This is a genomic window from [Rhizobium] kunmingense (assembly GCF_977018605.1).
Map to the genome: position 1 here is coordinate 133,929 of NZ_CDRNXG010000003.1, position 18,217 is coordinate 152,145.

General features: G+C 59.0%; 19 protein-coding genes. 10 read left to right on the forward strand and 9 right to left on the reverse strand.

Annotated features, from left to right (window positions below; translation table 11 throughout):
* Positions 1–391: 391 nt before the first annotated feature.
* The 4 genes from AC0JZ4_RS24855 to AC0JZ4_RS24870 form a co-directional block, all read right to left on the reverse strand.
* Positions 392–3,652 (reverse strand): error-prone DNA polymerase, encoded by a 3,261-nt coding sequence (locus AC0JZ4_RS24855; protein ID WP_471889198.1) that lies wholly within the window; start codon positions 3,650–3,652, stop codon positions 392–394.
* Positions 3,649–5,160, reverse strand: a complete 1,512-nt coding sequence (locus tag AC0JZ4_RS24860) for a Y-family DNA polymerase (RefSeq protein WP_471889199.1) — start codon at positions 5,158–5,160, stop codon at positions 3,649–3,651. Before AC0JZ4_RS24860 ends, AC0JZ4_RS24855 begins: the two co-directional genes overlap by 4 nt.
* Complete coding sequence (locus AC0JZ4_RS24865) at positions 5,081–5,833, reverse strand: ImuA family protein (protein ID WP_471889200.1); 753 nt, start codon at positions 5,831–5,833, stop codon at positions 5,081–5,083. The genes AC0JZ4_RS24860 and AC0JZ4_RS24865 overlap by 80 nt, the downstream gene beginning before the upstream one ends.
* A 572-nt stretch (positions 5,834–6,405) precedes the next feature.
* Positions 6,406–6,828: a hypothetical protein gene (locus AC0JZ4_RS24870; RefSeq protein WP_471889201.1), complete on the reverse strand. Its 423-nt coding sequence runs from the start codon at positions 6,826–6,828 to the stop codon at positions 6,406–6,408.
* A 318-nt stretch (positions 6,829–7,146) separates the two neighbouring features.
* Between AC0JZ4_RS24870 and AC0JZ4_RS24875 the strand changes: the two genes are divergently transcribed.
* Both AC0JZ4_RS24875 and xth read left to right on the forward strand, forming a co-directional pair.
* Positions 7,147–7,590 carry a PPC domain-containing DNA-binding protein gene (locus AC0JZ4_RS24875; protein ID WP_471889416.1) on the forward strand — a complete coding sequence of 148 codons (444 nt, stop codon included), beginning with the start codon at positions 7,147–7,149 and terminating at the stop codon, positions 7,588–7,590.
* A gap of 11 nt (positions 7,591–7,601) precedes the next feature.
* Positions 7,602–8,390, forward strand: a complete 789-nt coding sequence (gene xth, locus AC0JZ4_RS24880) for an exodeoxyribonuclease III (RefSeq protein WP_471889202.1) — start codon at positions 7,602–7,604, stop codon at positions 8,388–8,390.
* 60 nt (positions 8,391–8,450) lie between these two features.
* On the opposite strand, the gene AC0JZ4_RS24885 is transcribed toward xth, so the two are convergent.
* Positions 8,451–9,227: an alpha/beta hydrolase gene (locus tag AC0JZ4_RS24885; RefSeq protein WP_471889203.1), complete on the reverse strand. Its 777-nt coding sequence runs from the start codon at positions 9,225–9,227 to the stop codon at positions 8,451–8,453.
* A gap of 278 nt (positions 9,228–9,505) precedes the next feature.
* Here AC0JZ4_RS24885 and AC0JZ4_RS24890 point away from each other — a divergent pair, with 278 nt between their 5' ends.
* Positions 9,506–9,736 carry a hypothetical protein gene (locus tag AC0JZ4_RS24890; RefSeq protein WP_471889204.1) on the forward strand — a complete coding sequence of 77 codons (231 nt, stop codon included), beginning with the start codon at positions 9,506–9,508 and terminating at the stop codon, positions 9,734–9,736.
* A gap of 113 nt (positions 9,737–9,849) precedes the next feature.
* Here AC0JZ4_RS24890 and AC0JZ4_RS24895 read toward each other — a convergent pair whose 3' ends face one another.
* A complete protein-coding gene (locus AC0JZ4_RS24895; RefSeq protein ID WP_471889205.1) occupies positions 9,850–10,230 on the reverse strand; it encodes a response regulator in 381 nt (126 codons plus the stop codon).
* Between the two features lie 410 nt (positions 10,231–10,640).
* Here AC0JZ4_RS24895 and AC0JZ4_RS24900 point away from each other — a divergent pair, with 410 nt between their 5' ends.
* A complete protein-coding gene (locus AC0JZ4_RS24900; RefSeq protein ID WP_471889206.1) occupies positions 10,641–10,832 on the forward strand; it encodes a CsbD family protein in 192 nt (63 codons plus the stop codon).
* A gap of 68 nt (positions 10,833–10,900) precedes the next feature.
* Positions 10,901–11,158 carry a DUF3253 domain-containing protein gene (locus AC0JZ4_RS24905; protein WP_471889207.1) on the forward strand — a complete coding sequence of 86 codons (258 nt, stop codon included), beginning with the start codon at positions 10,901–10,903 and terminating at the stop codon, positions 11,156–11,158.
* Between the two features lie 73 nt (positions 11,159–11,231).
* Here the strand turns inward: AC0JZ4_RS24905 and AC0JZ4_RS24910 are convergent, their stop codons facing one another.
* Positions 11,232–11,882: a DUF2461 family protein gene (locus tag AC0JZ4_RS24910; protein WP_471889208.1), complete on the reverse strand. Its 651-nt coding sequence runs from the start codon at positions 11,880–11,882 to the stop codon at positions 11,232–11,234.
* A gap of 363 nt (positions 11,883–12,245) precedes the next feature.
* Here AC0JZ4_RS24910 and AC0JZ4_RS24915 point away from each other — a divergent pair, with 363 nt between their 5' ends.
* Entirely contained in the window at positions 12,246–13,139 is an 894-nt protein-coding gene (locus AC0JZ4_RS24915; protein ID WP_471889209.1) for an SDR family oxidoreductase, read from the forward strand.
* Positions 13,140–13,229: 90 nt separating this feature from the next.
* On the opposite strand, the gene ligD is transcribed toward AC0JZ4_RS24915, so the two are convergent.
* Positions 13,230–15,866: a DNA ligase D gene (ligD, locus tag AC0JZ4_RS24920; RefSeq protein ID WP_471889210.1), complete on the reverse strand. Its 2,637-nt coding sequence runs from the start codon at positions 15,864–15,866 to the stop codon at positions 13,230–13,232.
* Positions 15,867–15,908: 42 nt separating this feature from the next.
* Positions 15,909–16,220, reverse strand: coding sequence for a hypothetical protein (locus AC0JZ4_RS24925; protein WP_471889211.1), 312 nt, complete (start codon positions 16,218–16,220; stop codon positions 15,909–15,911).
* Positions 16,221–16,333: 113 nt separating this feature from the next.
* Between AC0JZ4_RS24925 and AC0JZ4_RS24930 the strand changes: the two genes are divergently transcribed.
* The 4 genes from AC0JZ4_RS24930 (at position 16,334) to AC0JZ4_RS24945 (ending at position 18,107) form a co-directional block, all read left to right on the forward strand.
* Positions 16,334–16,600, forward strand: coding sequence for a hypothetical protein (locus tag AC0JZ4_RS24930; protein WP_471889212.1), 267 nt, complete (start codon positions 16,334–16,336; stop codon positions 16,598–16,600).
* A 126-nt stretch (positions 16,601–16,726) separates the two neighbouring features.
* Positions 16,727–16,984: a DUF982 domain-containing protein gene (locus AC0JZ4_RS24935; RefSeq protein WP_471889213.1), complete on the forward strand. Its 258-nt coding sequence runs from the start codon at positions 16,727–16,729 to the stop codon at positions 16,982–16,984.
* 217 nt (positions 16,985–17,201) lie between these two features.
* Positions 17,202–17,603 carry a DUF2177 family protein gene (locus AC0JZ4_RS24940; RefSeq protein ID WP_471889214.1) on the forward strand — a complete coding sequence of 134 codons (402 nt, stop codon included), beginning with the start codon at positions 17,202–17,204 and terminating at the stop codon, positions 17,601–17,603.
* 6 nt (positions 17,604–17,609) lie between these two features.
* Positions 17,610–18,107, forward strand: a complete 498-nt coding sequence (locus tag AC0JZ4_RS24945; RefSeq protein ID WP_471889215.1) for a hydrolase — start codon at positions 17,610–17,612, stop codon at positions 18,105–18,107.
* Positions 18,108–18,217: the final 110 nt, after the last annotated feature.

The following is an 18,217-nucleotide window of genomic DNA, read 5'->3' on the forward strand; positions in this document are numbered from 1 at the left end:
GGGGCCTAAAATAAACGGATCGATTGGTTTATTTTTCTTCAATGGGCGTAAACGGCTTTTTCGGTTTGTGCCGTGGATCAGCGTACTCGAAAGCATAGGTGTTTCCTTCAACCAGGCGGAGCCGATGAGCCAGTTGCACGACAGGCGACGCGGGATTCTCGTTCCAGTGGCCTGCAACGAGTGGCTCAATCCTGCAACACGCGGAGCACCATCGGAGGAAATCTTGGAAAAGCAAAGCCTCGACAGAATGCGTGAATCTCATCGGGTAACGAGAGATGTGTACTCGTCGAGGTTCGCTGGAAAGCCCGAAGTGAACCCGCTGTGTAGCTGCTTTAGGAGTAGCATCCAGTGTAACGACGCCATTCGCATCCGCTGTAATTGACGCCTCGGTTCAGTGGAAATTCCGGCTTTTCACCTTCAGCGTGTCGATATGCAAATCTGGGATGAAAATGTCGCGAACCTTATTCGGCTTTGGCCGATCCCGTGCATCTCCACCACCCGGTGAACCATGCGCGAACTCGTCGCCCCGTCCGGTCGGATGCTTGAACTCGGAATCGCGATCGGAAAGCGCCGCAATATCTCCAGACAGATCCTCGAGCTGCCTTGCAATCAGATGAACGACCTCGCCCTCGCGCTGGATTTTTCCATGGATCGCCATCATGCTCGCCCCGAGGACGACCCGTCGCCGCTTTTCGAACAGGCTTGGCCAGACGACGACGTTGGCGATGCCGGTTTCATCCTCGATGGTGATGAACATCACCCCCTTGGCGCTGCCCGGCTTCTGGCGGACCAGGACAAGACCGGCGGCGCAGACAAAACTCTTGTCGCGAGCATTCATCGCGTCGGCGCAGGTGACGATCCGGCGATCCATGAGATCCCGGCGGAGGAACGATATCGGATGCTCTCTCAGCGTCAGTCCGACATGGGCATAGTCCTCGACAACGTTATGGCCTTCGGTCATTTGCCTGAGCGCGACCTCTGGCTCCTGTTGCTCGACCACGGCTCTCTCCTCCCGGGCGGACGCAGCGGCAAACAGCGGAAGCGGCTCGTCACGAAGGGCCTTGATCGCCCATAGGGCATCTCGCCGTTCCAGGCCAAACGCCGGCCGGAACGCATCGGCCTCCGCGAGCCGGACAAGCGCCTCGGCCGGCACCTCTGATCGTCGCCAGACATCATCGACAGTTTCGAATGGCCGCTCCATGCGCGCGGCCACGATCCGCGCCGCATCTGCGACCGCCAATCCATCGACCTGCCGCATGCCAAGCCGGATGGCATGGCGGTCGGATCCGGGGATTTTCTCGAGCGTGCAATCCCATCGCGAATGCTGGACAGAGATGGGCCGCACTTCAACACCATGCTTGCGGGCATCACCAATGATCTGGGCGGGTGCGTAAAAACCCATCGGAAGGGAGTTCATCAGCGCGGCCGCGAAGGCGTCCGGAAAGTGGCATTTGATGAAGCAGGATGCGTAAGCAATCAGGGCGAATGAGGCGGCATGGCTCTCCGGAAAGCCATAGCTGCCAAACCCCTCGAGCTGCTTGAACGTCCGTTCGGCGAATTCACGCGTGTAACCGTTGTTGATCATGCCGTCGATCAGCTTGGCCTGGAACCGTGAGACACCGCCGGTGAACTTGAAGGTCGCCATCGACTTGCGCAGCTGGTCGGCCTCGCCGGCCGTAAACCCGGCGCAGACCATGGCGACCTTCATGGCCGATTCCTGAAACAGCGGCACGCCCAAAGTCTTGCCGAGCACAGCTTCGAGCTCAGGCGTCGGGTATTCGACCGGCTCCTTGCCCTCGCGGCGTCGAAGATAGGGATGAACCATGTCACCCTGTATTGGACCGGGCCTGACGATCGCCACCTGAACGACGAGGTCATAGAAGGTCCTGGGCTTCAACCGTGGCAGCATCGACATCTGTGCCCGGCTCTCAACCTGAAACGTTCCGAGCGTATCGGCCTTACGGATCATCGCATATGTGGCGCTATCCTCCTGCTTGACCCTGGCGAGATCGAGATCCTCTCCCTTATGCTCGCGGATCAGGTCGAACGCCTTTTGCATGCAGGTCAGCATGCCGAGCGCCAGCACGTCGACCTTCATCATTTTCAAGGCCTCGACATCGTCCTTGTCCCATTCGATCACCTGGCGATCTTCCATGGCTGCCGGCTCGATCGGCACGAGGTCATCGAGGCGCGAGCGCGTCAGCACGAAGCCGCCGACATGCTGACCGAGATGCCGTGGGGCACCCATCAGCTCGCGGGCAAGCCGAAGCGTCATGACCAGGCGGTAGTCGTCGGGGTTGAGGTTCAGCTCGCGAACATTACGCTCGGTAATCTCTTCCGACCATGACCAGAGACCCGATGACAGGGCCTTGGTGACATCCTCGGGCAAGCCCATCGCCTTGCCGACATCCTTGATGGCGCCTTTGGCCCGGTATCGCGTGACCGTGCAGACCAATGCCGCTCGGTCGCGGCCATAGGTCTTATAAATCCACTGGATGACTTCTTCGCGCCGCTGGTGCTCGAAATCGACGTCGATATCTGGCGGTTCGTTGCGTTCCTTGGAGACGAAACGCTCGAACAGGAGATCGTTCGTCTCTGGATCGATACTGGTGATGCCAAGGATGTAGCAGATTGCCGAATTCGCAGCCGATCCCCTGCCCTGGCAAAGAATACCCTGGCTGCGGGCGAAACGGACGATGCTGTAGACCGTCAGGAAGTAGGGCGCGTAGTCCATCTCCTTGATCAGATCGAGCTCGTGTCTGACCGATCGCAGCACCTTTTGAGGAAGGCCTTCCGGATATCGCATCGGAATGCAGTCACGGACGCACTGTTCAAGAGACTGTTGAGCGTCCATCCCATTGACCAGCGCCTCCTCAGGATATTCGTAGGTGAGCTCTTCCAGCGAAAACCGACACTGCTCGACGATCTCCATCGTCCGCTCCAATGCTTCTGGATATCGGGGGAAGAGCCGCTCCATTTCCTCCGGTGGTTTCAGATAACGGTCGGCAAACCGCTCCCGGTCGAACCCGACCGTGTCGATCGTGGTGCCTTCGCGGATGCAGGTGACGATGTCCTGAAGCTGCCGCCGAGACGGTTCATGGAAGAGGACGTCGTTCGTGACGACCGTTTTGACACGGAATTTTGCCGCCATGTTCGACAGCTCGTGCAGCCGCATCTGATCGTTCGGCCGCCGTCGGAGACAGAGCGAGACATAGGCCCGCCTGCCGAAGGTGTCTGCCATCTTACGCATCTGGAGCGCGCAGGTGTCGTCCGGGAGATCCGGCACGAGAATGCCGATCATGCCCTCCGCGTATAGTGCGACATCATCGAGATGGAGGATGCAGTTGTCCTTGCCGCCCCTGCCCTTGCCAAGCGTGATCAACCGGGTCAGCCGCGAATAGGCTGCCTTGTTGGTTGGGTAGACGAGGATCGACATGCCGTCCTGCAAATCCAGGCGACATCCGACGACGAGACGAAGGCCTGTGTCCCGCGATGCCTCGAGCGCGCGCACGATCCCTGCCAGGGAATTGCGGTCGACCACACCCAGCGCCTCGATGCCGAGTGCCTTCGCGGCCGCAAACAGCTCCTGAGCGGAGGATGCCCCCCGCAGGAAGCTGAAATGGGTCGTCACCTGGAGTTCGGCGTAATTCATGCGAAGATCCCGTGCATGAACCACTTGTGCGATCCGGTGTCCAGGTCCACACCGTCGCCGGACCGGAAAATCCAGAAGCGCTCGCCATCATCGTTCTCGATGACGAAATAGTCGCGAACGGCTTCCAGCTCGTTTGGCCGCATCCACCATTCGCCGAAGATGCGCTCGGGGCCGTCGGCCCGTTTCACACGGTGGCGCTTGCCGCGCCAGGTGATGGTGGCCGGCGGATAGTCCGGCATCATCGCGATCGCCTGGATCTGCTCGGGTCGGCTGAAGAGACGGACCGGACGTCGCCAATGACTGACCCACCCGTCCTCGACGGCTTCCGCGACGGCGGAAACCCGCTGGACACTGCGCTCGGGGACATCGGACGCGAAGGGAGCGACCCGGTAGACCCGTTGGCCGCGATTGGCGAAGACGTCGATCAGTGGCGTGATGTCGCTGTTCTCCTCCTCCACAAGCGAGGAGACCTTCTGCTCTTGGGCCAAGGCCTCTGCGGAGATGGCAACCAGCGTCAGCTTCTCGATGCCGAAACCGGGTTCGATCTTTTCGGTTCGATCGCGAAAGAGCTTGGAGAGCCAGGCGATATCGCGCGCTGGCTTCGCCGTTCCGGCTCGTATCGCCTGGATCGTATTGTCGACCTTATGGACGATCAGATCCGTGCGCCGCGCACCAAGCCCGCGCTTCTCGAGCTCGGCCACGAGCTGCACAACCAGCCGGCCAACGTATTTATTGATGGTTTCGGCTGCGCCAATGGGCTCCTGGAACGATCGTGAGACCTCGACGAGGTCGGCGGTCCGGATCGGATCGATCGGTTCATTCAGGCGCCCGAACATCTGATCGAGACGACGGCCGACTTCCGGCCCGAAGCGAAGTGCCAGCGGCGCCCTCGGCGTGTTCGACAGTTCTCCGATCGATTGGAAACCCAGTACCCGCAGAACAGCTACGACCTTTTCCGGAAGCCTGAGCAACGAAATCGGCAATTTCTCGACGGCGCGAACAATCTCGCCGCGCGGCACGATGACCGTGTCACGCTTGATTGCACGAACGCAGGCATGGGCCGCACCCCAGGTGTCTGCGATTGCGACCCTTGCGGTGAGCTTTCTGGCACGGAACATGTTGACGATACCGGTGATCATTGGTTGCTCGCCACCCTGGAGATGATCGGCCCCTTCCGTATCGAGGACGAGGCCATCGATGCCATCGATGGCCACGATCGGCGAATAGTGGCCAAGCGCCCATAAGCCGAGGCGGTCTAGCGCCATGGCATCGGCCGCTGGATTCGCATCGACGAGCATAAGCCCCCGAAAGAGCGCCTGTGCCTTGGCGGCCGGCATCCCCGCCCTGACACCGATCTGTCTTGCGGCCTTATCTGCCGCCGACACCCAGCGCTTGGCTCCGCTACTGGCGATGACGGCGATCGGGCGGTCATCCGGAATGGCGGGATCGTCCCGCCTGATCCTGTCCGTGGCCAGATCCGGGAGATAGATGGATACGACCCTTGGCATCACACGCTCCGACGTAAAACTCAGCACACTCGCCCGCACGCGATCTCATCAACTCAAGAAACCATTGAGGCCTTCCGATCCCCGGGACCGGAAGCTCGTCCGATGGAAGCACGCTCACCCGCCATCTGGTGGTGGATGCCGTCGGCTGGCCGAAGTCGTTTGCCTCGGTTTGCCGCCGCCATCGCCGGACTGCGAGCGCGATGGTCCCACTTCGCTCGGCAACCAGCTGCAGCCGTCGGCTGACGACCATCGGCAGCCTCACCACCTCCCCGACGACGGCACCCAGTCCGCCATAGGAGAGCGCCTCTTCCATGTTGGCGGCAACGTCCTCTTCCTTGTCAGACTCAACAAAGATTACCCGCTTTGGATGCAGTCCCACTTGCGCCAGCGCCGGAAAGAATAAATCCGGGCGCGTCAGGCACCAGACGACCGGTCCCTTGGTCCTGGCTGCGATCCCTGCCGCAAACAATGCGGCCGCCGCACCATCGACCGTCCCCGACCCGCCGCCTGCAAATTCATGCAGGGCGCCGTTGGCCAGCCCGCCGCCTGGAAGAATGGTGTCGATGTCCGCGACGCCGAACGGCAGGCAGCCAGCCTTCTTGGCGCCTTCTCCTTCAATCGAAGAGATGCGGTCACGCAGATCTGCCAATACTTGGGCGCGGACAGCCGACATCGTTCGCAGAAATCCTTCCGGTTCGCGGTGGTTGGAAAGGACGGCATCATGCCGCCAGAACACTTGATGTTCTGTATCTGTTCCGTTAGCAAGAAAGAGTCAAGCGGGCGCAAAATGGGAATAGAGTCTCATAATTTTAGCGAAGTCGCAGATTCTGTTTTTGAATCAGATCGCTAGAAAGGCAAAGGCAGAGATTTGCGGGTGCAAGAAAATTTTGGCGGTCAGGCGGGGGCCAACATAGGCGGCGGCGTTGCCCACTAAACGAGATGCGCCCCAGATCTTTGATATGACCACAACGCTTCGACAGGTAAAAATGCCTGTCATCGCGGTGGAATGCCGCTTGTGTAAGCGCTCAGACGAACTCGAGCGCAAGGTCCTTGTACGAAAGCATGGCGCGGGGATGACATTCGCCCGGTTGCGAAGGATGGCCGCGATGGGCTGCGAAAGGCTGATCAGCGATGACGGGGATCAATGTCAGACAAGGTTTCCATGCTTGGCGCGGCTGAGCGATAAGCCTCAACGATCGCCTTCTGGTTAAACGCCAGGCCATCTTCCCCGAACCTCAGGCGAGATTAATCCCAGTTCAGTAATAAGCTGGTCACTACGCCAGTTCGCTCCACGTCTCCACGGTCTTCGGTGTCGCTCAGCATCGCGACCAGCGCATCATGCCGAGGACCTCTAAGGTCAGTACTGGGGAATGCGCCGACTGGCGTGACCGTCTCATGGCCGCCGGATGGCAGGTTTCCACGATGGAGCACCATCATCGAGCCCTGACGATCCTTCCCGATCGACCAGGTATCGCCGTTCGAACTGCGCGAGAACTCCCTGACGTCTGAGAGGTCGGTCACATCGGAGGACGATCGTCGGGTCTGCTCGCCACCGTGACCGACACGATGCAGAGTGGCGTCTGCGTTCTTCGCGAGCGTTTCGCGGTTTGCGTCAGCATCTTCGCTCGTCCGCGCGGCGTCGCTGGTCGGGTCTAGCTGTTGAGCCATACGTAAGTCTCCCGTCGCAAGGGTTGTGTTCATTCGAACCGTCAAATGCTAACCGGCGGCACGCGGGAACGGTTCCAAGGCCGAGTGACTGCCTCTGGGCTCCCTGACGGCGGCGCGGCCTTTCGAGTCCAGCACGACATCTTTGATCTTACAAACCAGGCAAGAGATCCTTCCCGCAGCGAACGGCTAAAAAATACGGCTGTCAACGAGGCAACTCTCTGGACGAATAGCAGTTACTCAGAAGGCATCGCCCGTGACGCTCGCCGATACGATCTGGATCAGTCGCGGCATATTACGAAGCAGTTTGAGGAACGAGAAATGAAGAGCAAGGAACTGGGCGACACGAACTTCTCGAGCGAGCGGACCTGGGTGCTGGTCCTCGACGAGGGCGAGGAAGCGTTCGACGCCATCACCCGCTTCGCGACTGAGCAGAAGATCACCGGCGCGTCCTTGACTGCGATCGGTGCGTTCCAAAAGGCCACCTTGGGTTTCTTCGACTTTGCAACGAAGACATACAAGGAAATCCCTGTGGACGGTCAGACGGAGGTCCTGAGTGCCATTGGAGATGTCGCCGTCGGAGACGACGGGAAGGCCAGTCTCCACATGCATGCGGTGCTCGGTTTCGAGGATGGCTCGACGAAAGGCGGCCATTTCATCAACGGCATCGTCCACCCCACACTGGAAATCATCATCGGCGAAAGTGCTGTCGGCTTCCGCCGAAAAAAGCGTCCTGATCTCGGTATAGCCCTGATCGACCTGTGACAGCAGCTCCGATGAGGATTGCGACCTACAATGTCAACGCTATCCGCAGCCGGTTAGATATCCTCCTGAGATGGCTGAAGGAGGACAAACCTGACGTCGTCTGCATCCAGGAGCTCAAAACGATCGACTTTCCTTTGAAAGAGATCGAGCGCGCCGGATACGGTGCCGTTTGGCAGGGCCAGAAATCATGGAACGGCGTCGCGATCCTTGCCCGTGGACAGGAGCCGCTTCTCACACGCAAGGGTCTTCCGGGCGATCCAGACGACAGTCATTGCCGTTATATCGAGGCCGCGGTCGATGGCATTTTGATCGGATGCCTCTATCTGCCAAACGGCAATCCTGCACCGGGGCCGAAGTTCGATTACAAACTGGCCTGGTTTCGCCGGTTTCAGAAATATGCAGCTGAGCTGCTGGAGCTTGAGATCCCTGTCGTGTTGGCGGGCGACTACAACGTGATGCCGACGGATCTCGACGTCTATAAGCCGGAGCGATGGATAGACGATGCTCTGTTCCGGCCCGAGGTTAGAAAGGCATATGCTCGTCTCCTCGCGCAAGGTTGGACGGATGCTGTCCGGCAACTGCACCCGGACGAGCGCATTTATACCTTCTGGAAATATTGGCGAAACTCGTTTGAGCGCGACGCCGGCCTCAGGATCGACCACATCCTTCTATCGCCCGCGGCCGTTCCGTGGTTGAAAACAGCCTCTGTCCGGAAAAAGCCGAGAAGCTGGGACCATACGAGCGACCATGCGCCGGTCATGATCAACCTCGATGTGTCAAGGACTGGAAGCGCCGGATAAACCATAGGTCACTTACAAAGGCACGCCTTTGGGGCGCGAGAGCAGCGTCATCCGCGCGCGTCAGTTCACCAATCGCTCGCGTAGAAAGGATCCGGCCAGCTCCGCCTCTTCCGAAGAGATCGTGTGGCCGACGCCAGGGAAGAGCTTGTAGGTCACGTCGTAACCGGCCGCTTGTAGCTGCGCCTGCGCGGTGACTGACGCAATCGACGGAATTCTCCTGTCTGCATCACCGTGCATCAGCAGAATTGCGGTATCCTTCGAAGTCGATGTCGGCGGAAATGGGAGCAAGCCCGCGAAGCTCACGACTGCGCCGATCTTCCACCTACCCGTGGCAACAGCATCGAGCGCCACAATGGCACCCTGTGAGACACCAACGAAAACGACGTTCCTCAGGTCGTTCTCGAAACCCTCGCGTTTGACGATGCCGGAAACCAGATCATCGAACGCACGGCGGGCGGCCTCGATGCGATCAGGGCGCATGACTTGATCGTCAACGACAAACCACTCGCGCCCTCTGGAATTGCTGGCGAACGGCGCATCAGGAGAGACAAACTCGGTGTCCGGTAGAACCGGCGCCCAGGAATTTCCGATCGCCTCCATGACCGAACCACGGCTTCTGATGCCGTGAAAAAAGATGACGAGGCGACGAGCCCGTTCCGTGCGATGCGGGCTGGCCGCGTCCGCAGCTGAGCCTGCCTGGCTCTGGGCGACCACTATGTCCTCTCCTGATTTGAAAGTACGCGACGTCGCCTCGGCTCGACTGGCCACCACTACAAGGACAAAGCATGCCAGCAGGAAAAGGGCTGACGAGAGTTTGGAAAAGGGCGACGTGATCATGGCATTTCCCAGTTGTCACGTCGAAACAGGTCCTGTGTAGTAATCGTTCCACTGAGCCGGCAGGGTCGCTCTGACAAGCGCGTTATCGGCCGATATACGCCACCTGCCCGACCGTGCCCCGTGCTCAGCGCAACCCTGCCACGTATATATCAAGCTTCTAATGTTAGGGATTTTCTCTTATCTGAGCGTTATTCGCCCGCGCAGCCGGATATCTGCGGAGCCATACTCTCAAGAAACGGAGAACGACTTTGCTGCCAGGAATGACAGAGGAAGAAGGAGTGCGCCTGTTTGAACGCATCGGCGCAACTGCCATCGCCAACCAGGCGATCCTCAAATGCACAGTTGCAGGGTATCCCCTGACCGTGGACAATGTGATCCTGTTTGTTGGCGACTTTGTCGACCCTGCGCGAGGCTCGTGCGCGAACCTCGTCGAGATGATTGGCCTCGCAATTGAAGAGGTTATCGATTGCCGTGGCTTGGCTGCTCACTCGACCGACAAAGGAATATAATTGCAAAAATGCTGGAGGCACCGCCTGGCAGATCATGCCAGGCTCTTCGTATCACCATTGAAGAACAATGAGAACGCGATCAACGAGACTTGACAGCTGAGAGGCGACGCCGATCAGCTTGCCAGCCGCCCCTCTCCATCGGATGTCATATCAGCCACGATTGCCGCGATGGCGTCCAACCGATATGGCTTGGCGACGAAGACGGCGGCGCCCGGCAACTCGTCTGCCTTTGGGCGGTGTCTCCCTGATGCGATGATGACTGGAACATTCATGCGCGTATCGGAAATCATCCGAGCGAGATCGAAGCCGCTAAGGCCACCCGGCATATCCACGTCCGTAACGACCGCGTCGATCTTCCGCTGGCCCAGGATCGCGACGGCTTCAAGGACGTTTCCGGCCTCGATCACCTCGTAGCCTTCATCCAGCAGGGTGTCCGCCAGCAACATCCGGATGAGGATTTCGTCTTCGACGATGAGAACTGTACGCTGATACATGGCAGTCTCCGCTCCGTGGTTACGAGATCAACTCGCTTACCCAGATTTCGATCGCCCCTCGCGTCAGAGTATTTGCCGACATATTTAATAAAATACGAATGAAATCGGCTAAGGCCGGAAAAACGACGTGGCCACCGACACAGCTAATGAGCAATAGTCGCGAGCCAAGAGTTTCCAATTTTAGGGTGATGCCCGTCGCAAGCGTCGGGGCCGGTCACTGCCAGCCCCGACTTCCTTCGACATTGGGTAGCATGGTCAGAACCTGCTGCAGGGGAGGACGTTCCGTCGTCATGGAACAGAAGGATCGACCCGGTGAGGATGCTGATTGATCCGACGCCAAGATGGAACGGAAGTGGCTCCTGCACAGTTTGTTCCTTGAACCATCACGGTTCCCGAAAAGGAGTACGATCATGGGCAGCATGTCCGACAAGGTAGCAGGCAAGACCAACGAACTCGCGGGCAAGGCGCGTCAGGCTGCCGGTGATGCGACCGACAATCGCGAGATGAAGGCCAAAGGTGCCGCACAGGAAGCCAAGGGCGATGCGCAGCAGTTCAAAGGCAAGGCAAAAGACGCCGCCAAAGACCTTGTCGACCGCGCGTAAGCGCGCGTGCCCACAAATCAGCCCGCTGTCGGCGGGCTTTTTTGTGCTTTGGATCCGAGCCGCCGCCAATGATCGATCAAACTGAATCGACAATTTTAGCTTTTGTTGCAAATCGACGTGGTGGCACAACGTGTCCGAGCGAAGTAGCGCGCAGGCTTGCGAAGGATCACAACGTCCCGCTTGAATGGCGTAAATTCATGCCAACCGTCCATGAAGCGGTAGATGAATTGCTGGCACGCGGCGAGATAACCCTCACATGGAAGTCTTTCGTCATGAACGAGCGAGCGGGTCCTTACCGAATAAGCGCTCGCGAGCAGAAGGACTGATAGTTCGTGTCGCTAACAGACTGCTAAAATTTAGGGGCTTCAGATGGATGAGCAGGCGTGTAGGAGCCATTAGTTAGCCGGCCTCCGGAACCCGCATCGTCGCACGATTGATATAGTCGACCAAGGCACGGGCGGCTGCGAAGGATTTTACGGTTTCCTTCACCAGATTGGGAGACATCAACATCTCGTCTGAGATACTGCAACATGCGCCAAAATTCCTAAGATTGAAGAAATCGAGCGCATCATGGTTTTTCACATAACCCTTGCCACCGGCGTAGTGCCCGCCCGTCAGACCATTCGGGAAATATTTCTGAAATAGCGGACCTTCCACGATGCCTCGCCATTTGCCGGTATGGCTCGCGATCGTCTGCCGTAAAATGCGCGCAAGACGTGGGGGCGGAAGCAATGCTCCCCCTCCGCTATAAGAACGCGAGGGCGAAATCTGCATGAAGTAAGTTGCAGCAGCGTTTTTCGATAATGACACGCGCAAAGCAATCAATCCCACGCCCTTCGAAATCGGCACTCTCGCCAAACATTTTCGTGGTTCGGGGTTAGCTTCGGCGATACGAGGATCTATCGATCCGGCGCTCGCAATCAGTTGCGATGTAAACTCCATCAAGTTGCGCCGCGCGCACTCAATGGACGCTTTGTTGTCGGTCAGCCAATCGGCATCATGATCGCTGGAAGCTTCCGATAGAAATTTTATCGTCGACTGATCGATCATTCGTCGTTCCATTGCCTAGCAGGCCGCATTACGCCTCGAGAGAGTTCGTTGGAACATAAAATGAACAGAAATATGCCCGCCTCTAGCGGTCAAGAGCCCGAATTTGCAAGAATGCAGATTTATGTCCTCTCGGGGCCGAAGCGTCGGTGACAACAGGTCCTCAGTTCAAAACCCGGCGACGGCTGGGTCTGGGAGCCGGTTCGGAGACGTCGCAGTCGCTGCGACCTAACCCTATGAGCCCAGGCGCGGATGGGCCACGACAGGCCAGACAAATGGAACGAGCATCCCTGTTGCTCGTTGGGCAACCTGAACCGCTTTCACAGCGCACAGCGAAAGCGGGAAACAGCAGAAGAAGGAGCCCATATGACCGACCGCCTGACCATGCAGGACCCGCGCCACCAGTTCCCGAAGCCCCCGTTTCCGGAGCAGCCTCAGCCGGTCCCCGGCATCGCAGGTCAGATGGATCCGAAGGCGGATCATGGCGAGACGAGCTACAAGGGCTCCGGCAAGCTAGTCGGCAGAAAGGCGCTGATCACAGGCGGAGACAGCGGGATCGGCCGAGCAGCGGCGATCGCGTATGCCCGCGAAGGCGCCGATGTCGCGATCTCCTATCTCGAGAGCGAGGAAGCTGACGCCCGAGAGGTCATCGATCTCATCGAGGCCGAGGGTCGAAAGGCGGTGGCATTGCCTGGCGACATCAAGAATGAGGACTGGTGCCGTAAGCTGGTGGACAAAGCCGTAACGTCGCTTGGTGGATTGGATATCCTCGTCATCAACGCCGGACGTCAGCAGTTCCGTGAGGATGTTTCGAGGGTCACGTCAGAGGATTTCGATAAGACCCTCAAGACAAACCTTTATGCAATGCACTGGATCACGCAGGCAGCGGTAAAGCATCTGCCTGCAGGCGCCTCCGTCATCACCACGGCATCCGTGCAGGCCTACGATCCGTCGGCCATCCTCCTCGACTACGCGACAACGAAGGCCGGGATCGTCGCCTATACGAAGGCGCTGGCGGCACAGTTGATCGAGAAAGGCATCCGGGCCAACGTCGTTGCACCCGGCCCATTCTGGACAGTTCTTCAGTCGTCCGGTGGCCAGCCCCAGGAGAAGGTCACGAAGTTCGGCGAACAGAGCAAGTTTGGCCGACCGGGCCAGCCAGTCGAGATCGCCCCGGTCTATGTCCTCCTGGCCAGCCAGGAGGGGAGCTACATCACTGGCGAAGTCTACGGCGTGACGGGTGGAGCCGGAATCGCCTGATCCGGAGGGGGAGGCGGCTTATGGCCGCTTCCGCGCCCGCTCATGAAGCATCTGCATCACGCCGGTCCTACCCTCAATCGCCATTCCTGGTCAGGCAGCCCTCTTTCGCTGCCTTTCAAGCCGCTTGATCGCTTGTTCGAGCGGCCGCTGGCTGTCGCAGTAGTCTTGCCATGCCGTGGTGTCTTTCAGCAGCTTGGGGACCGACCTCATCGTCAACCTTCTGGGATCCAGGCTGGATTTCACCTGTGTCCAGTTGAGCGGCATGGAGACCGTGGCCCCGGGGCGGGCCCGCGGCGACAATGGCGCGACCGCCGTCGATGTTCGGTCATTGCGCAGGTAGTCCAGGAAAATCCTGCCCCCGCGCTGAGCTTTGGACATCTTGATCAGGTAGAGGTCCGGATGATCCCGAGCCATGTCTTCGCAGACATCGTGCGCGAACCCCTTTGCCTCGACCCAGCTCAGTTTACGACCTTTCGAAACCGCAAGGGGCGTTACCACATGCAGGCCCTTGCCACCTGTCGTCTTGCAGAAGCTGACAAGGCCGAGTTCCTCGAGCCGATCCCGGATCTCGCGGGCCGCTTCGATGACTGCGGTGAAATCCACGTCCGGCGCCGGATCGAGGTCGAACACGAGCCGCCCTGGAACTTCCGGCTGATCGGGCTCGCAGTTCCACGGGTGGAGTTCCACACCGCCGAGCTGCGCGATGGCCGCCAATCCCTCCACGCGGTCGATCTGAAGATATGGCTGCTTGTCTCCGGAAACCGTTATCTGTTCTACGAGGTTCGAAGTCCCCTTCATCGCGTGTCGCTGGAAGAACTGTTCGCCGTCGATGCCATCAGGGGTCCGGATGATCGAGCACGGGCGGCCCCTGATGTGGTCAATGAGCCATGGACCGACAGACTCGTAAAAACGTGCGAGGTCCAGCTTTGTGACAGGCTCATCTTTCCCATCATCAGGCCAGAGGGGCTTGTCCGGACTGGATATGAGCACGCCCATCACATCTACCTTTGCGCCTTTGCTACGCCCGGTGGGAGCGGCTCGTTCGACCTCCGGATCGGGAACCTCGACCTTCAAGGGCTTGGCCGGCTTCTCGGCTTCAACTTCCTTGGCGGGCTTGTCTTCGCGGAGACCTTTGAACGAGGCCTGTCTCACCTGGCCATCGCCTGTCCATCCGGCGAACTCGATCTCGGCAACCAGCTCTGGCTTCAGCCAGACGATGTCGGGCGTCTTCTTTGGCGCCCCAATCCCGGTAAACGGCGAACGGGAAGCCTCGACCTCTTTCAGTCGAGGTAGCAGCGTCTCGATGACCTTGGCTCCGTATCCCGTGCCGACGCGCCCGACGTAAACGAAATGGTCCCCGCGATAGACACCGACCAGAAGCGAGCGGAACTTGCCGTTTGTCTTCGCATAGGCACCCACAACGACTTCGTGACCTGCGCGACATTTCGATTTCACCCAGGTTGCCGTTCGACCCGACTCGTATGGCGCATCGGCCTTCTTCGACACGATGCCTTCAAGCGATAGACGACATGCCGACTTCAGCACCGCGTCGCCGCCCGTCTCGAAATGCTCGACAAAGCGGATGCGCGGGTCTGCGCCGGCATCGGACAGCAGCTTCGACAACCGGTCCTTTCGATCGGTCAGCACCATTTCCCGCAGATCCTCTTCGCCTTCGAAGAGGAGGTCGAAGCCGAAGAAAACCAGATCGTCCGTCTTGCCCTCGGAGATCGCCGCCTGGAGAGCCGCGAAGTCCGGGGCACCGTTTCCATCCAAAGCGCAGATCTCGCCGTCGATGATCGCATCCGGAATATCCAACGCCGAGGCCGCGATCGCTGGAAATTTTGCCGTCCAGTCCAGACCCTTGCGGGTCTTCAAGGTGACCTTTTCGTCAGCGATCGCCATTTGGACCCGGTAGCCGTCAAACTTGATCTCGTGGATCCAGCCGTCGCCCGCGGGAGGACGCTCGACGGTGTCGCAGAGCTGCGGCGGAATGAATTGGGGAGCCTTGGACGCAGGTGCCTTCGACTTTTTTTTGCTCGCCCCGCCTTTTCGCTCATCGGCGGCAAGACCTTCGCTGCGGTCCCAGACCGCGTCCGCCTTGATCTGACCACCCTCGGTCATGAAAGGCTCTGGCTTCCGCCCCTTCCCGACTGCGATGGTCTCCATGCTCCGCCCCGATGCCACGGAGGTGTCGTTGCGTGTCAACACGGCCTCGCCGTCCCTGTCGACCGCATGCTCATCATTGTGCTTGATCAGGAGCCAGTTGGTACGCTTCTCGCCTTCGCGACCGCGCATGCGGACTAGAACGAAACTCCCCTGCAGGCGATCGCCATCAAGGGTGAACTTGAAGTCGCCCTTCGCCAGCGCCTGCTCGGGAGACCTGCTTCCTTCCGGCTCCCAATAACCGCGATCCCACAGCATCACTGTGCCGCCGCCATATTCACCCTTGGGAATCGTGCCTTCGAAATCGCCGTAGTCAAGGGGATGGTCCTCGACTTCGACCGCCAGCCGCTTGTCGTGGGGATCGAGTGAAGGCCCTTTGGTCACGGCCCATGACTTGAAGACGCCATCGAGTTCCAGACGGAGATCGTAATGCAGACGCGTCGCGTCGTGCTTCTGTATAACGAAACGCCGCCTCCTCGAAGCCTTCACATCAAGAAGGCCACTTGGTTCGCTCGTCTTTTTAAAATCACGTTTCGCGCGATATTTGCTCAAGTTGTCGGCCATGGGCTCCTCCGTCTCGACCAACTCCGTGTTCGCGGTCTTGCCTCATGATGTCGCGACATCGGTGGCGTTCAACGCCGCCAGCTCGGCGCGGACGCTATCGGCGAGGCCGGCATCGATATCGACTGACACCTCGATCTCCGACGCAAGCTGCCCATCTGTTCTTTCGATCTCGTTCGACGTTGGAGCATCGCCACCGCTCGGCTCCAGGCCGCTGGCATTGGTGGACCCGGCCGACTGCACGAAGATGTCGGTGCGCTCGACGCCGAGCTTCTGGACGAGGTGCTCGACCGCGAGATCCGCTGCTTCCCGGGTGGCAAACGCTGCGGTGATGGTCTGGGTGCTGATGTCGGACATTTCGCTCTCCTTCTTTCGGTATCGCGAAACATCTGGGAGCGATGGTCGGTTCCCTCTTCGGCCAGGAACAGAAACAGCTGCGTGGGAGTTGCGTGCTCAGACAGGAGGATGAGATGAACCTTGTACACACACGCGTAGTGCACGAAGGCGCCGGCAACTGGGCTGTCGACTTCATCAGTGACGATGGCGAAGCTGTTTCGGTGAAGGTCAATGACGACGCAGTCACAAGCGAAGACGAGGTCATCGAGTACGCCAGGCAGATCATGGTCGAATTGACTGCGTTCGGGACTCGTGGCGGCGGAACAGGTGTCAACAGTTACGACATTCTGAGCAATGGCAACTTCGATGTCGACGAGCCATCAGGCGGCCGCCAACCCTGACCGTGCAGGCAGTTCCAATTCAGCGCTTGCTCTCTTTTATATCATTTGCCTAATATTAACGCGGCGACGGGAACTTGCCTCGTCGAACGACGTTCTCTTGCGGCAAATATGTAGGGAGTTCAACAAATGTCTGGTCCAAACGCACGATGGAATGAGCCTGTGGAGATCTCTTTCCCGTCCGGCTCGCATAAGGTCAGCGGTCCGTTCGAGGCACTCGCGCACATGACGGAGAACTGGCCTGCTGCGCAGGGACTTGATTTCGTCCGCGCGCGTAGTGCCTGCCGCGGGGCAATCGCAGGTCACAAAACTGTCGATGAGGCGCGCATCGCTTTCGAAGCGGCTGCTGGCGAGGCTCGCAAGCAGTTTGATCTCCGCCGTCATTAGCAGGCAAGCGAGCATTGGGCCATTTAACCCAATGCTTCGCCCAATCCTTTGCCGTCTAAATCAAATCGTCTCTGATCATGTCGAGCGCATTTGAAGTGTTGCAAGCTACGGCGTCTAATCAAGGGGTCCCTCGAGGTTGACCTGGCCTCCAGCGGAACAAGTTCGAACACTGCGATGTTCCTGCCTGCACAGAAACCCAATCGAGGACATGCGCTCCATGAAGATTTTTGGCATCGCCTATGCCGGCACGCTCATCTCATTCCTCCTGATCGATGCCATCTGGCTTGGGCTTGTCGCCAAAAGCTTCTACCGAAATCAACTCGGCGACATGATGCTTCCATCTCCGAATTTTGCAGTCGCCGCGGGCTTTTATCTTTTCTTTGCCGCGGCGATTGTCATTCTCGCCGTTAGACCTGCCTTGGATTCCGGTTCGATCTGGACGGCAGTCGGCTATGGCGCGGTTCTCGGGCTGGCCGCCTACGGCACCTATAACATGACGAACCTCTCGACGCTCAAAGGGTGGCCGATCCCACTGACCCTTGTCGATCTCGCTTGGGGCACCGTATTGACGGCTGCGGCAAGCGCCTGTGGATATGCAGCGGCTCGATCCTTCGGTTAGACCGTCATGATCTACTTCACGGGTGACACGCATTTCAGCGATCCGCGCGTCCTGCGCATCGACCGGCGCCCGTTCTCCAACATGGCCGAGCACGACGCGGCACTTATCTCTGACTGGAACAATGTTGTGGGAGAGGATGACGACATTTGGCATCTTGGAGATTTCATGTCGGTCAGGGCCGGCCCCTGCGCCGATCTCCTCGCCAAATTGAACGGGCGCAAACATCTAATCATTGGCAACAACGATCCGGAGGAGACGACCGGCTCAAATGGCTGGGCTAGCATCCAGCATTATGCAGAACTCCGAGAGGCCGGACACCATCTCATCATGTGCCACTACGCCTTCCGAACCTGGAACCAAATGGGGAAAGGATCGATAAATCTCCATGGCCACTCCCACGGAAGACTGAAGCCGATCCCAAGGCAATTCGACGTTGGCGTCGATGCGCAGGGGCTGCGCCCGGTATCGCTGGCGCAGGTGCTGTTATCGCGCCGGAAATCATAGCGTCGCGAGTGAACCAAGCCGGCCGGCAAAGTGACAGCTGCTGGCAAGTCGCGACCTCTCATGTCATGAAGCGGCGTATTCGAGATGAACTGCGAAACATTGGAAGATAA

What these genes read in the sequence shown, in the direction of transcription:
- AC0JZ4_RS24930 (WP_471889212.1), top strand. Translation starts at nt 16,334, where the DNA reads ATGAACCTTGTACACACACGCGTAGTGCACGAAGGCGCCGGCAACTGG.
- AC0JZ4_RS24905 (WP_471889207.1), top strand. Translation starts at nt 10,901, where the DNA reads ATGATCGATCAAACTGAATCGACAATTTTAGCTTTTGTTGCAAATCGA.
- AC0JZ4_RS24885 (WP_471889203.1), bottom strand. Translation starts at nt 9,227, where the DNA reads ATGATCACGTCGCCCTTTTCCAAACTCTCGTCAGCCCTTTTCCTGCTG.
- AC0JZ4_RS24860 (WP_471889199.1), bottom strand. Translation starts at nt 5,160, where the DNA reads ATGCCAAGGGTCGTATCCATCTATCTCCCGGATCTGGCCACGGACAGG.
- AC0JZ4_RS24915 (WP_471889209.1), top strand. Translation starts at nt 12,246, where the DNA reads ATGACCGACCGCCTGACCATGCAGGACCCGCGCCACCAGTTCCCGAAG.
- AC0JZ4_RS24865 (WP_471889200.1), bottom strand. Translation starts at nt 5,833, where the DNA reads ATGTCGGCTGTCCGCGCCCAAGTATTGGCAGATCTGCGTGACCGCATC.
- AC0JZ4_RS24935 (WP_471889213.1), top strand. Translation starts at nt 16,727, where the DNA reads ATGTCTGGTCCAAACGCACGATGGAATGAGCCTGTGGAGATCTCTTTC.
- AC0JZ4_RS24870 (WP_471889201.1), bottom strand. Translation starts at nt 6,828, where the DNA reads ATGGCTCAACAGCTAGACCCGACCAGCGACGCCGCGCGGACGAGCGAA.
- xth (WP_471889202.1), top strand. Translation starts at nt 7,602, where the DNA reads ATGAGGATTGCGACCTACAATGTCAACGCTATCCGCAGCCGGTTAGAT.
- AC0JZ4_RS24945 (WP_471889215.1), top strand. Translation starts at nt 17,610, where the DNA reads ATGATCTACTTCACGGGTGACACGCATTTCAGCGATCCGCGCGTCCTG.
- AC0JZ4_RS24925 (WP_471889211.1), bottom strand. Translation starts at nt 16,220, where the DNA reads ATGTCCGACATCAGCACCCAGACCATCACCGCAGCGTTTGCCACCCGG.
- AC0JZ4_RS24855 (WP_471889198.1), bottom strand. Translation starts at nt 3,652, where the DNA reads ATGAATTACGCCGAACTCCAGGTGACGACCCATTTCAGCTTCCTGCGG.
- AC0JZ4_RS24910 (WP_471889208.1), bottom strand. Translation starts at nt 11,882, where the DNA reads ATGATCGATCAGTCGACGATAAAATTTCTATCGGAAGCTTCCAGCGAT.
- AC0JZ4_RS24940 (WP_471889214.1), top strand. Translation starts at nt 17,202, where the DNA reads ATGAAGATTTTTGGCATCGCCTATGCCGGCACGCTCATCTCATTCCTC.
- ligD (WP_471889210.1), bottom strand. Translation starts at nt 15,866, where the DNA reads ATGGCCGACAACTTGAGCAAATATCGCGCGAAACGTGATTTTAAAAAG.
- AC0JZ4_RS24895 (WP_471889205.1), bottom strand. Translation starts at nt 10,230, where the DNA reads ATGTATCAGCGTACAGTTCTCATCGTCGAAGACGAAATCCTCATCCGG.
- AC0JZ4_RS24900 (WP_471889206.1), top strand. Translation starts at nt 10,641, where the DNA reads ATGGGCAGCATGTCCGACAAGGTAGCAGGCAAGACCAACGAACTCGCG.
- AC0JZ4_RS24875 (WP_471889416.1), top strand. Translation starts at nt 7,147, where the DNA reads ATGAAGAGCAAGGAACTGGGCGACACGAACTTCTCGAGCGAGCGGACC.